The organism is Neoaquamicrobium sediminum (assembly GCF_013240295.1).
Classification (GTDB): domain Bacteria; phylum Pseudomonadota; class Alphaproteobacteria; order Rhizobiales; family Rhizobiaceae; genus Aerobium; species Aerobium sediminum.
In genome coordinates, this window is record NZ_JABETK010000005.1 from 201,148 (window position 1) to 213,090 (window position 11,943).

The window sequence follows — 11,943 nt, forward strand, 5'->3', positions numbered from 1 at the left end:
CGGCCCGACGCATTGTCATAGGTCCGATCGCATTGCTCGCTGCAGGAGGTCGAGGTGCGATTCAATCATGGCTCCCAAGTCGAGGGGCTCGACGTCCTGGAACAGATCGTTCCAGGTTATAGCCACCAGGACGGATGCGACCGCAAGCTGTGGAAAGCGAACCAGGACATTCGATCCGAATTCGCCCCGCTCACACGCGCGCTGCGCGATTTGCTTCAGGAACTCCATGACGGGATGCACGAGTTCCCGATGGCAGAAGGCCGCAATCTCCGGAAAGCGACCGACCTCCGACAGGATGAGTCGCGCGATAATTTCCCGATCCGTTCCGAGAAATTCGTTTCGCACCCAGTGGGAAAGGAGACCAAATACTGTTTGGGCCGATAAATCCTGCGCCAGCAATTCAGTTCGCAAGCTATCGACGGGCAGCACAATGGACGTCCGGATCAGCTCTTCGAACACCGCCTGCTTCGAGGGGAAGTAGAGATAGATCGTGCCCTTGGCGATGGCCGCCCTGGTAGCGATATCCTCAAGACGCGATGCGCCAAGACCTTTCTCGGCGAAAGCGTCCAGAGCCGCACTCAATATTGATTGAAGCCGTGCTTGGCGTTCCTCGTCGGAACGCGCCGCCCGAAATTTCTGAGCCATAGGAGAAAGATAGTGACTGAAAAGTCAGTCAGCAAGGCTCGACATGGCGAGCCTCGCAGAATTTTGCGTCCAGGCTCCTAAGCGGCGCCCGGTTTCAGCAGCGACGCGGCGTTCTTGCCGAGGAAATCGCGCACGCTGGCAGGCGCTTTCCCGGTGAGATCTTTCACATCATTGGTGCTGACGGCCATATGGCCTTTTGCGATTGCCTGGTCGAAGGACGCGAAGGCTTCGGCCATGGTCGGCGGCAATCCGTTGGCGATCATCCCGGCACGAAGGTCATCCACGGTAATCGGGACATAGGCGATCGTCTTGCCCGACAGGTCCGACAATATCGCGGCGAGATCGCCCTGCGAGATGAGGTCGGGACCGGTGACATCATAGGTTTTTGTTTCGGTTTCGTGCATCAAAGCAGCAGCTGCCACCCGCGCGCAATCTTCGCGGGTGACATAGCCCGCTCGGCCCTGGCCCGTAGCGGCAAACAGTTGGCCCGATTTGATGGCTTGCGGTGCGCTCATCAGGAACAGATCGGTGTAAAGGTTGTTGCGCAGGATGGTATGGGGGATGCCGCTTTCAACCAAAATAGCCTCGGTTTCCCGGTGATCAACGGCAAATGTGATCGGCGAGTCCGGGCCAGGGTTGGTAAGCGACGTGTAGACTATGTGCTCAACGCCAGCGGCCACCGCGGCCTCGATGGCTCCGTTGTGAGCAACCAGGCGCTTTCCGGGCTCCAGGTCGTCGGTGCTGATGATCAGCAACCGCTTGGCTGCGGCGAAAGCATTCTTGAGGCCCACCGGATTATTGAAATCGGCGCTGCGCACCTCGACACCTTGCGCGGCCAGCCGCGTCAGTTTATCCACCGACCGCGTCGTAGCGATCACCGGCCCGGCTCCGCCCTCCAGCAACAGTTCCACAACCCGGTGTCCCAGATGGCCCGAGGCTCCGGTGACCAGGAACGGCCCGTTCTGCATTGCTGTCATGATCTTGCTCCTTGAGGTTAAGATTTGAATTGATGTCGCATTAGCCAAAACGGAATGCGGATTCGACGGCGCCCATCACCACATCATCCAGCACCTTGACGCCGATATCGGCCCCGGCGGCTCCCGCCACCACATGCAGCGGCAGGAAATGCTCCTCTCGCGGGTGGGCATCGAGGGCAGCGGGCACGCGCATCCAGTCCATCAGCACCGCATTGCGCGCTGCCGGATCCGGGTCGGTCACCGCCCCGGTCAGCCAGTCGTCAAAGACCTGCGACGCCGGCTCCACGTCCTGCGTCCCGCCGCGCATCCTCTTCATCAGCACGCCCATGTTGTGATAGCTCATGCCGCTGCCCAGGATCAGCACGCCCTCATCACGCAGAGGCTCCAGAGCAGCTCCCATCGTCAGATGCGCTGCCGGGTCATAATCGGCACGCAGCGACAGTTGCACCACCGGCACGTCCGCCTCGGGAAATACCAGCTTCAGCGGGATGAATACCCCGTGATCATAGCCCCGCACGGCGTCGCCCCGCACCGAAAATCCCGCCGCCCCCAGCAGGTCCGACACGCGCGCCGCCAGATACGGTGATCCAGGCGCGGGAAAGCTCAACTGATAAGTATGTGCCGGAAATCCGTAATAGTCGAACAGCAGCGGCGGCTTGGCGCCGGTCTGCACTGTGACCTGCGCTTCCTCCCAATGGCCCGAAACTACCAGCGCGGCTTTGGGCTTTTCCGGCAGGCTGGCCTGTACCCCGCGCAGAAAGCTCGCCATCCGGTCCCAGGTGTTTGGAGGATCCCAGTCCATGAAGAAACATGGTCCGCCGCCATGTGGGATGAACAGGGTGGGCATCCTGCTCACGCCAGCGCTCCCTTCGGCTGGATCGGAAGCTTGCGATAGCGGCCCCAGACAACGAACAGCGCCAGCGCCAGCAAAATGGCGTTGACCGGCCCGACCATTGCGATATCGCCCTGTGATATGTGAACGGGCACCGCCAGGATCTGAATGATCGCAAATCCCAGCGCGGCCAGCGGCGTGAGCAACGGTTGTATGCGGGTCAAGGCAGGCACGAGAATACCGATCGCACCGGCCAGCTCCGCCGTTCCGATAAACCGGACCAGCCATGACGGAACATTTCCCGGCCAGGCCAGCATCCCCGCAAGGTCGGACAGAGGCATGGTCACCTTCATAACTCCGGCTGCCCCGAACACCAGGGCGAGCAGGACCTGGGCCGTCCACAGCGCGATGTTCAGGTTCCTGGCCGACATCGCTTCCCTCCATAGTGCGTTTTTGATACTTTCATCCTATTCGTAATCAACGCCATGGGAAGTAGGCACGTGCGGATAAGTCTGTTACCTGCGCGTAACCATGAAAGGAGAAGCCGTGAACATTGATGTCTCGATCGATGCCGCCGGCCCCATCGCGCCCGAGATCTGCCCCGTACGACCGCTGCTGGACCGGATGGCCGACAAGTGGAGCCTTCTCGTGATAGCACGTTTGGCTGAGGCAAGCGGAAACCGACTGCGTTTCTCAAAATTGATGCGCGCTGTTGGAGGGGTATCCCAGCGCATGCTGACGACGACGCTCCGCAATCTCGAGCGCGACGGGCTTGTCACCCGTGAAGTGTTCGCGGAGGTCCCCCTCGGGTCGAGTACGAGCTGACCGAAAGAGGAAAGAGCTTTCTCATTCCGGTTCGTACGCTGATCGGCTGGCTGGAAGCCAACTGGCCCGACATACAGCGCAGTCGCGAACTCTACGACCAGAATGATTGAAATTAGGACTCTGTCAGCGTGGAATACCACGAGCATCTTATGGCTTACCTCGAAGGCCCGCGATAAGGGGGCCAATCGAGCGCTGGTATTTCTTACACGTTCGACATATAATGCTGAAGCTCTGTTCGGAAGACATTGTCAACATTGGGGGTTTCCGAGCGGAAACGTCAGATATATCCCTGGGTCAGGAAAGTGGCGCGTGAAATGGCCACGGGGTTCTCTACATCCTCCTGCCACGCCCGCGCAGACAAGGTCGCAGTTCGTCTGCCGATGCGCTCGATCGCGGCTTGCGCATAGCAATCGGCGGCGATCGTCGATCGCAGATAGCTGGCATTGTGACTGAGAGTTTTTGGCATGGACGTCGCCTCCGTCTGAAAGGCGAGCATGCTTGATGCCGAAAGCTCGCAGAGACTGGCGACGATGCCGCCATGCAGCGCCCTGATCATCGGATTGCCAATGTGATGTTCGGCAAAGCAAAGCTTGAGGACGACGCAATCGGCGTCAATCCGTGGCTGGATATTCAGGAACCGGGCGAAAGGTGAAATGGCCAGGCAGTCCGTCAAAGAGAGATAGCCAGCCTCGGTCTGACCGACTGTGGAAGACATGATCGTGCTCATGATATGGGATTGATTGCAGGTCCACGCGTGCCGATCATGAACGTGGCAGTTCCAAATGCGAACATCTTCCCGTGTTCCTCACCGACGACATGCCCACGCACATGAGCTACCTGTTCAGACGATCCGCCGTATTCTGCGTGGCAGATGACAGATTCTCCCCGGCGAGGCGTCGATGTGAAGTCGACGTTCAGGCCGATCGTGGCCACAGGAGCCAGTTCCTCGAGATTTGCGAGCACAACAAGTCCAAAAATGGAATCGAGAGCGGTCGTGAGTATCCCGGTCGAGAGACTCATCCGACGCCAACTCAAATTCACGGTTGAAGGGGATTCGGACCTCGACTCGCAGGAGGTCAAAGCGAATGAACTCCAGACGAAGCGATTTAAAGAGCTTGTTGCTTGTCAAGAAGTATCTCGCGAGTCTTTCCAAGCGTTCTGATTGTTCGCCATTTGAGGAATGTCCAATGAAACTGGTGTTCACTTAGCGCACCTATGTTTTCCGTAGCGCCTGCCTTACTAAAATGACGATTGATCATGTAGAAAATAGCTTAACTCTTTCGCAGGTTATTTGTATTTCACAGTACGTAAACCGAACCCGCAGGACCGTCGTAAGCCAGCGCTGAAAGATAAATGCGCACATTTTAGTTGCCAAACAGGCCGCGCCGCGGCGGCCGGCTGGCCCCGGTTTTCGCATCGTAGTTTATGCGCACTTCCGCGCCATCCCCCATGAAATAGACGATTCGGTACTCGCCCTCTGCAAACGTAATGCTTTCGATGGCATAGAAACCCGGACGTCCTTCAACTTGCTCGATCACAGTCGACAGCTTGATGCTGTCCGGGGGCGGCAACTTCGATAGCGGATCTTTATCCTGAGCGGAGGCAGAAATAAGCGTTCCGAACAACAATCCTGAGGCGAAAAGGGGAGAATGAAAACGCATCGAAGACCTTCCATTTCGGTGAGTATGGGGGTTCCGGAGTCTGGGGCCCACGTGCTGGTCAACTGGCGTCTGACGCCCTCATGCTAAATGCTCGGCGGACTGGCGAGGTTCCCGGTCATATGCGAAAGCCCGGCCCGCATCAGTTCGATATGTTGTTCGCCGACACCCTGTTCGGCATTATTGCAGAGGGCGCTCACAATCGCCTCGACCCTGGGCACCAGTGCTTTGCCCCGGGGCTCCAGATAGATGCACTTGACGCGACGGTCCACCTCATTGCGCTTGCGGACGACCAGGTCTGCAGCCTCGAGCCGGTCGAGGTTATCGACAAGCGTCATTGGTTCGCACGAAAGAATTTGAGCCAGCTGGGCTTGGTTGAGACCCTCGTTACGGGCCAAAAACATTAGCACGCGCGCTTCGGCCGGCGTAAGAGCCAGTCCTGCAAACTCGAATTCGACCAAGAGTTGTTTTCGAAATGCTTTGACGAAGGCAATAGCCTCAAGGGCCATAGCGAACTTTTCAGGGAGGAAGCCGACGCCAGTATCCCTCTGTGGCGTCACCGCGGAGCTGCTCGGCGCCGGGTTGACGACAATCACTCGGGGACTCCTTGGCTCGTTTTGAGTCTGTCGAACTCCGCGTCGGAAACCTCCATTCGTCCGATCAGCATGCTGCAGTCGAGATGGTCGATGAGGTATGTGGCGACGGACCCCGACCACCAGCGCGCCAGTGTCCCGTGCTGGCGGTGTCCGATGACCACGAGATCAGCGTTGATCTCCTTCGCGACGGCGCGAATTTCCGGGCCGGGATCGCCCATCGCAAGCCGCGTGTCAGGTTCAAACCCGATCTCCCGCAAACGTCGTTCACCCTCAGCGAGGATGTTTTTATACACCTCGCTCTGCTCGCCCACGATTCCGGGATAAACACCTTCGGCCAAGACAATCCCGGTGGAAATCTGCACAACCGCCAGCAGACACACCTGGGCCTCGCAAAGCCGCGCCAAGCGGGCGCCTTCGCGCAGCGCCAGACGACCTTCAACGGACCCGTCATAGGCGAGGAGGATGCGTCGATACATAGGTAACTGGGTTGCCACGTTGCACCATAACGGAAGTTGCGCTATGTCGTTAGCATACTATCAATAAGAAAGCTATCAAGTGGGCATCGGCCAGGAATTCGCCATGGAGCTTGCACGGGTTGGCCGTCGCTGGAGAACCGGCCTTGATGCGCGCGTGAAACATCTCGGATTGACGCAAGCGCGATGGATCGCGCTGCTGCATCTGCGACGATCGGGGGCGATGTCGCAAAGGAATCTCGCCGAGCAGATCGGGGTTGAGGGACCGACCCTGGTGCGTCTTCTGGATGCGCTCGAGCAGCGTGGTCTGATCGAACGCGTCGATTCCGATGATGATCGGCGGGTCAAGAATATCCATCTCGCGGAAAGCGCTAAGCCGCTTATCGAGGAGATCACGCGCATTTCCGATGCGTTCAGGGAAGAACTGCTCGAAGGCGTCCCTGCGAATGATCTGGCCACGGCGCACCGCGTGCTGGGTCTCATCGGCGACAGGCTGGAAAGATCGTAGAATGAACATGGAAACAAAGCCGTCGCAATTCTCCGGGGCGGCGCACGCAGATGCTGGCACTGACGAGACACCAACAGCTACGAAAAAGAGCGGGCGAGGGCGCAGGTTGGTTCGCGCGACGGCGCTTTTCGCGGTGCTCGGCGTCGTCGCCTATTTCACCTATCCCTGGCTGGCCGCGCGGTGGACGCATGTCTTTCTCGACGACGCCCGGATCGCGGCAAATATGATCGCCGTCAGCAGCGAAGTGTCCGGCAGGATCATATCGCTTCCCGTCATCGCGGGCGACAAGGTCGTTCGTGGACAGGTTTTGGCCACCATCGATGCGGCATCCGCCTCACAGGAACTGAAGGGCCTGGAAGCACAGGTCACAGGCGTCAAATCCCAGCAGAACCAGCTGCGTTCCCAGCAGGTGTCGTTTTCCATTTAATTCGGTTCTTCCTCAATTTGTGTGGTTCATCTGCAGATTCCGAAGTTATCCGGCCGGCAATTCCGACTTGAAGCCGGCCACCATTCCGGAATGAAGCCGGCCACGATTCCCGATCAATAACCGGCCACTTTGAAGCCGGGGCAAACACTTGGGTCAGCAACTTTGGCATGACGGTCCTTTTCAGCAAGGGACGCGTGATGCCGGCAAAGAGAAGGCTGACCATGAGACAATTACGACACCTGCTTCGACTTGCCGGGGACGGCACGAGCGCCCGCAACATTGCCCTGACGCTCGGGATCGCGCGCAGCACGGTTCAGGACAATCTGAAGCGTGCGGCAGCGGCTGGGCTGACCTGGCCACTGCCGGGCGACCTGACCGACGACGCACTGGAGAACCGGCTCTTCGCGCGGGCCGGGGTCAAACAGGGGCTGCGGCGGCGTCCCGAGCCGAACTGGGCGCAACTGGCTCTGGAGCTGAAGAAGCCCGGCGTCACGCTGATGATCCTGTGGGAAGAATATCGCGCCATCCATCCCGATGGTTACGGCTACAGCCGCTTCTGCGATCTGTTTCGTAGTTTCGAGCGGCGGCTTTCGCCGACCATGCGCCAGGAGCATGTCGCCGGCGACAAGGTCTTTGTGGACTATTCCGGCAAGAAGATTGCCGTTGTCGATCGCTCGACTGGCGAGATCCGCGAAGCGGAGATCTTCGTCGCTGTCCTGGGCGCTTCCGGCCTCACCTATGCGGAAGCAACGTGGACACAGACGCTTCCCGACTGGATTGGCGCGCATGTGCGCATGTTCCGCTTCTTCGGCGGTGTTCCACGCCTGATCGTGCCTGACAATCTGAAGTCTGGCGTCAACCGGGTCGTTGAGATTGTCGGCCTGCTTGGCCACAGCGCTGGTGGCCGTCCTGGCGAGCGGTTGATGCAGCGACTCGGCATGCCGGTCAGCGACGACACCATCCTGCGGCAGTTGAAGCGGGATGCCGCGGGTGCTCAACGCAATTCCGAGATACGAGTGGTCGGTATCGATGACTGGAGTTGGCGGCGGGCGACGAGCTACGGAACCATCATGGTCGATCTTGAGCGCCGCTCGGTGATCGACATACTGGACGACCGCAGTGTCGATAGTGCCGCCAAGTGGCTTCGGAGTCATCCTTCGATCGAGACCGTCAGCCGCGACCGCTGCGGCCTGTATGCGCAGGCCGTCCGTGAAGGCGCACCGCAGGCCCAGCAGGTCGCCGATCGGTTTCATCTGATCCAGAACCTTCGCTCGGCCATCGAAGAACAGATGAGCCTTTCTGGGCGTGCCACCGGCAGGGCCATTCTTTCGGAGGACGCAATTGTTGATGCTGCGACACATCGCCGGCGCGCGCGCCTCGCACATCGGCAATCTCGTCAAGAGATATTCGAAATGCTCCACGCCTTGCGCCACGAAGGGCTTTCGTACAGCGAGATCGCCCGTCGGACCGGATATGAACGTCGCAGTGTAGCGAATTGGCTCAAGTTCAAGGCTCCGCCAGACAGGCGGCGAGCAGCACTGAACCCCACTTCGCCATGGTATTTCGAAGCCTTCCTTGCCCAATGTTGGAAGGACGGGAACCGTTGCGGACGGCATCTGTTTCATGACGTCAAGCAGCGGGGTTATACCGGAAGTTTCTCCAATCTGGAGCGCCTGCTGGGAGCCTGGCGACGGGCCGAAAGAGAGCGCGGCGATGATGTTTCTTCCATGGCGCTCAACTCGGAACCCGTTCGAGATCCGGATACCGGCCACGCGATTTCGCCAATTGTTGCCGCGGCGCTGTGCATAAAGCCAAGAGGCCTGCTGACGCCTCGACAGGCAAGGAAGGTCGATGCCCTGAAGCAGGGATCTGAGGCTTTCGCCGAGATGCGACGCTTGGCGATGCGATTCAACGGCATCCTTCGCGGCAAGAGATCGGCACCACTGGATGCGTGGATCGACGATGCGATCGAGTCCGATCTCATTCCGATCATGCGGTTCGCCCGTGTCCTGCGCAGAGACATCGATGCCGTAAACAACGCCATCGAGCTGCCCTGGAGCAACGGACAGGCCGAAGGTCAGATCAACCGCCTCAAGACACTCAAGCGCGCAATGTACGGCAGGGCAGGTCCTGAACTGCTGAGGGCACGAATGCTGCCACCGCTCCACACAAAGTGAGGAAGAACCCAATTAACTGCCAAGCGACAGCTGGGCCTCGTAGTAGGCATCGACGACATCGAGATCAACAAGCGCACGCGCGTCCGCCTGCCAGCGGCGGCGGATCGCCCGCCGGCGCTCGATCCATCTCCCCATCACAGCAAGCATGGCCCCGTCCTGTTTCACCGGACACCCCGCACGCGGCAGGGATGGATGCCCGTCAGGGCGAAGACCCGGCCCCGCCGGGGCTTCGGCTCTGCCGACAGCCCGGCTCCGAGAGGAGGCCGCCCCAGATGCTCGCCAGCACGCCAGTTTGAGATTACCATGACCCAAAGCGCAACACGTACGAACACGTTTGATCGATCGGCCACGCCGCTGTCGATGACGGATGGGGATTCGATGAGCTTTGACTGGGACGATATCGCCGCGGCCTATGCAAGCCAGCCCTGGTGGGTCTGGCTGGCTGCGTGCGTCATTGCCTGGCTCGGAATCAGGTAGGCCATTGGTGCGATCCGGGCCTATCGCGAACGGCCGATCATGACCGACAGCACCTTCAGACAGTGTGGCGTGCGGGTCGACTATGACGCGGGGACCGTCACCTTGCCGCGTGGAGACAGATTTCCGGTAGAGCGCGTACGGGGCCTGCGCTGGGAGGACTATCGACAGTCGGGGTCCTACCACGCCGTCATCGATGTCGACGATCTGAAGACGCCGGTTCATCCAGTGGCGTTCTCGACTTCGGCCGGACCGGAAGCCTTCGTCTCCCGGCTGCGGACGGCGATAGAGAGGGCGGGCGGTCCGCGCTTTGCCGTGGCCGCAACCGACACGATGGAGGTCGTGGAAAAAGACCTCAGCGATCCGATCATGGCCGCGGTCGCCACAAGGGTGCGGCCGCTGGGCCGGCGTATGTCGTTCTCGCGGTCGGACTGATCGGACGGTCGGGTGAGCGTCCGATCCACCAGACCCGGCCAAGCTCGAAATCCGCCGCATATCGTGGCACAGTAACGACATGTGCAACGCCTATGAGCAACATGTCCGCTGGGTTGAATACACCCGGATGATGCAGGATCTGGAACTCGGTATCCCGACCGAGCAGACCGAGCTCGACCTGCCACAATCGGACATGGTGCGGATCAACGACATGGCGCCGGTGATGCGCGCCGCCGGCAACGGCGTCGAGCTCGCGCAGATGAATTTCGGCTTTCCTCCCGGCCGGCCGAAGGGCGGGCCGGTGTTCAACTTCCGATCGGAAGGCCGGGATTTCTCAAAGAGCGGACGCTGTCTGATCCCGGCGTCGGGTTTCTTCGAATATGTCGGTACGAAATACCCAAAGACCCAGTATCGGTTCACGCTGACCGGCGCGCCGTTCCTCGCGATAGCGGGCCTTTGGCGCGAAGCCGAGGGCAATCAGCCGGTGAGCTTCACCATGCTGACGACGTCGCCGGGTCCTGACATCGCCCCCTACCACGACCGGCAGGTCGTCGTGCTGCGCCCGCAAGACTGGGCGGCCTGGCTCTACCTCACCAGGCCACAGGCCGAGCTGCTGCGCCCGCTGCCAGAGGGATCGCTTGAGGTCGAGATGATCCGAGAGGGTGCGAAGTAGATTTGGTCTTGCGTGCAGCCCGGGCCTGAAGAAAGGAACAGTCGTGTCGAAACGGAAAGAGATCGAAGTGCGTCACAAGGCGGACAGCGTCGAAAGCATGTTGAAGGCCCGCGGCGTGTACCATGTCCCCAATGACGAACCAGGTTTCTGTTTTGCGGTTGGCGAGGAGTTGCGGCGTCGCTATCCGAATTCCGATCTCAAGGTCGAAGCGCCCCGGCTGAATTTCGGCGGCGAATACACGTTCAGTTCGGCAAGTCACCTCGGTGCCAAGCCCGTTTCCGGTTCAAAGTGAGCCGACGCTCTCGCGAGATCTCGTATGCCGCGCACGCTCACAGAGGCACATCCGCCTATTCCCCTGCGCGAACTCGTTCCGGCGCTCGCCGGTTTCGCGTCACTGCCGGAAGCGGAAAGACGAGCCCTGCTTGACCGGCTCATTGCCGCCCACCCCGTCGTCTCCATGGATTGGGGCTCGGGCTGGCGTTTCCGCCGCGCTCGGCTGCTAGGCCCCGATGAGATCCCCGGATCGGTGGATGAGGTGATCTGGCGCAAGGGCGTGCCCGCCAGGATCGGCCGTGCCAACTCGGCGGGCTTCCAGGTGCTTTATTTGGCCGATCGGCCTGATACGGCGTTCCAGGAGGTGCTGCATCACGCGCCGGAGGGTGGCTCGAGCCATCCCATGATGCTCGCCGAATTCGTTATCCACGAAGGCCGTCGCGTCCGGATTGCACCTCTGGGGGAGCTTTTGCAGGTTCAACGCACCGGCCGAGGTTTTCTCGCCGGCGATGCGTCACATCATCTGTCGAATCTTCTCAACGCATGCACGCCGGACGAGGCCAAGGCGTTGCTGATCACCGATTCATTCCTGTTGCAGTGCCTGACGAACCGCGACGACGACTACGAATTATCATCCTATGTTGCGATGGGCATTTTCGCCAAGTTGCCTGCCGTCTCGACAATCGCGTATCCGAGCGTCCGGCAATTGGGCGCCATCAATCTGGCAGTTCGAACCGAGACCTTCTGGGACGACTGGGGCCTGAGCTCGGTACGGCGCGGCCAAGCGGAGCATCTCGCGCAGGGCTTTTATCGTTTCGGCGATGTGAGGCATGTTGATGGGATTACCGTCGGCGGGGCTTTGCGCTGGCGGGAGGAAGCGGATGTCGAGAATTCCGTGGTCGTGCTTGGGCCAGCCTGGACGCCATCGACCTAGCGCGGCTGGGCATAACGAGAGCGGTTGGGTGTTGGC

General features: G+C 60.1%; 17 protein-coding genes and 1 pseudogene. 9 read left to right on the forward strand and 9 right to left on the reverse strand.

The annotated features are described in order from the left end of the window. Nucleotides 1-15 precede the first annotated feature (15 nt). From HK436_RS28610 to HK436_RS28625, 4 genes are all read right to left on the reverse strand, one after another. A complete protein-coding gene (locus tag HK436_RS28610; protein WP_173194983.1) occupies nt 16-645 on the reverse strand; it encodes a TetR/AcrR family transcriptional regulator in 630 nt (209 codons plus the stop codon). Nucleotides 646-722: 77 nt separating this feature from the next. Then, complete coding sequence (locus HK436_RS28615) at nt 723-1,622, reverse strand: SDR family oxidoreductase (protein ID WP_206680645.1); 900 nt, start codon at nt 1,620-1,622, stop codon at nt 723-725. 40 nt (nt 1,623-1,662) lie between these two features. Beyond that, nucleotides 1,663-2,469 carry a DODA-type extradiol aromatic ring-opening family dioxygenase gene (locus tag HK436_RS28620; RefSeq protein WP_173195040.1) on the reverse strand — a complete coding sequence of 269 codons (807 nt, stop codon included), beginning with the start codon at nt 2,467-2,469 and terminating at the stop codon, nt 1,663-1,665. 5 nt (nt 2,470-2,474) lie between these two features. Further along, complete coding sequence (locus HK436_RS28625) at nt 2,475-2,885, reverse strand: DoxX family protein (RefSeq protein ID WP_173194984.1); 411 nt, start codon at nt 2,883-2,885, stop codon at nt 2,475-2,477. 193 nt (nt 2,886-3,078) lie between these two features. On the opposite strand from HK436_RS28625, the pseudogene HK436_RS28630 reads away from it, so the two are divergent. Beyond that, nucleotides 3,079-3,389: pseudogene (locus HK436_RS28630) on the forward strand (winged helix-turn-helix transcriptional regulator). 167 nt (nt 3,390-3,556) lie between these two features. On the opposite strand, the gene HK436_RS28635 reads toward HK436_RS28630, so the two are convergent. From HK436_RS28635 to HK436_RS28650, 4 genes are all read right to left on the reverse strand, one after another. Beyond that, entirely contained in the window at nt 3,557-4,006 is a 450-nt protein-coding gene (locus HK436_RS28635) for a PaaI family thioesterase (protein ID WP_206680646.1), read from the reverse strand. A 637-nt stretch (nt 4,007-4,643) separates the two neighbouring features. Further along, nucleotides 4,644-4,940, reverse strand: coding sequence for a hypothetical protein (locus HK436_RS28640; protein ID WP_173194986.1), 297 nt, complete (start codon nt 4,938-4,940; stop codon nt 4,644-4,646). Nucleotides 4,941-5,023: 83 nt separating this feature from the next. After that, a complete protein-coding gene (locus HK436_RS32050) occupies nt 5,024-5,533 on the reverse strand; it encodes a MarR family winged helix-turn-helix transcriptional regulator (RefSeq protein WP_173194987.1) in 510 nt (169 codons plus the stop codon). After that, nucleotides 5,530-6,009 (reverse strand): universal stress protein, encoded by a 480-nt coding sequence (locus HK436_RS28650; protein ID WP_173194988.1) that lies wholly within the window; start codon nt 6,007-6,009, stop codon nt 5,530-5,532. The genes HK436_RS32050 and HK436_RS28650 overlap by 4 nt, the downstream gene beginning before the upstream one ends. A gap of 79 nt (nt 6,010-6,088) precedes the next feature. Between HK436_RS28650 and HK436_RS28655 the strand changes: the two genes are divergently transcribed. From HK436_RS28655 to HK436_RS28665, 3 genes are all read left to right on the forward strand, one after another. Continuing rightward, a complete protein-coding gene (locus tag HK436_RS28655; protein ID WP_206680647.1) occupies nt 6,089-6,514 on the forward strand; it encodes a MarR family transcriptional regulator in 426 nt (141 codons plus the stop codon). A gap of 133 nt (nt 6,515-6,647) precedes the next feature. Continuing rightward, the gene (locus HK436_RS28660) at nt 6,648-6,941 is read left to right on the forward strand and encodes an HlyD family secretion protein (protein ID WP_173194989.1); all 294 of its coding nucleotides are present in this window, start codon (nt 6,648-6,650) and stop codon (nt 6,939-6,941) included. 197 nt (nt 6,942-7,138) lie between these two features. Continuing rightward, nucleotides 7,139-9,118 (forward strand): ISL3 family transposase, encoded by a 1,980-nt coding sequence (locus HK436_RS28665; RefSeq protein WP_446685695.1) that lies wholly within the window; start codon nt 7,139-7,141, stop codon nt 9,116-9,118. Between the two features lie 12 nt (nt 9,119-9,130). On the opposite strand, the gene HK436_RS32680 is transcribed toward HK436_RS28665, so the two are convergent. After that, nucleotides 9,131-9,265: a hypothetical protein gene (locus HK436_RS32680; protein ID WP_280515888.1), complete on the reverse strand. Its 135-nt coding sequence runs from the start codon at nt 9,263-9,265 to the stop codon at nt 9,131-9,133. Nucleotides 9,266-9,421: 156 nt separating this feature from the next. Between HK436_RS32680 and HK436_RS28670 the strand changes: the two genes are divergently transcribed. The 5 genes from HK436_RS28670 (at nt 9,422) to HK436_RS28690 (ending at nt 11,907) form a co-directional block, all read left to right on the forward strand. Beyond that, nucleotides 9,422-9,595, forward strand: a complete 174-nt coding sequence (locus tag HK436_RS28670; RefSeq protein ID WP_173194991.1) for a hypothetical protein — start codon at nt 9,422-9,424, stop codon at nt 9,593-9,595. A gap of 39 nt (nt 9,596-9,634) precedes the next feature. After that, the gene (locus HK436_RS28675) at nt 9,635-10,027 is read left to right on the forward strand and encodes a hypothetical protein (protein WP_173194992.1); all 393 of its coding nucleotides are present in this window, start codon (nt 9,635-9,637) and stop codon (nt 10,025-10,027) included. A gap of 79 nt (nt 10,028-10,106) precedes the next feature. Beyond that, complete coding sequence (locus HK436_RS28680) at nt 10,107-10,700, forward strand: SOS response-associated peptidase (protein ID WP_173194993.1); 594 nt, start codon at nt 10,107-10,109, stop codon at nt 10,698-10,700. A gap of 43 nt (nt 10,701-10,743) precedes the next feature. Beyond that, nucleotides 10,744-10,992, forward strand: coding sequence for a hypothetical protein (locus tag HK436_RS28685; protein WP_173194994.1), 249 nt, complete (start codon nt 10,744-10,746; stop codon nt 10,990-10,992). A 234-nt stretch (nt 10,993-11,226) separates the two neighbouring features. Next, nucleotides 11,227-11,907, forward strand: a complete 681-nt coding sequence (locus HK436_RS28690) for an RES family NAD+ phosphorylase (RefSeq protein WP_173194995.1) — start codon at nt 11,227-11,229, stop codon at nt 11,905-11,907. Nucleotides 11,908-11,943: the final 36 nt, after the last annotated feature.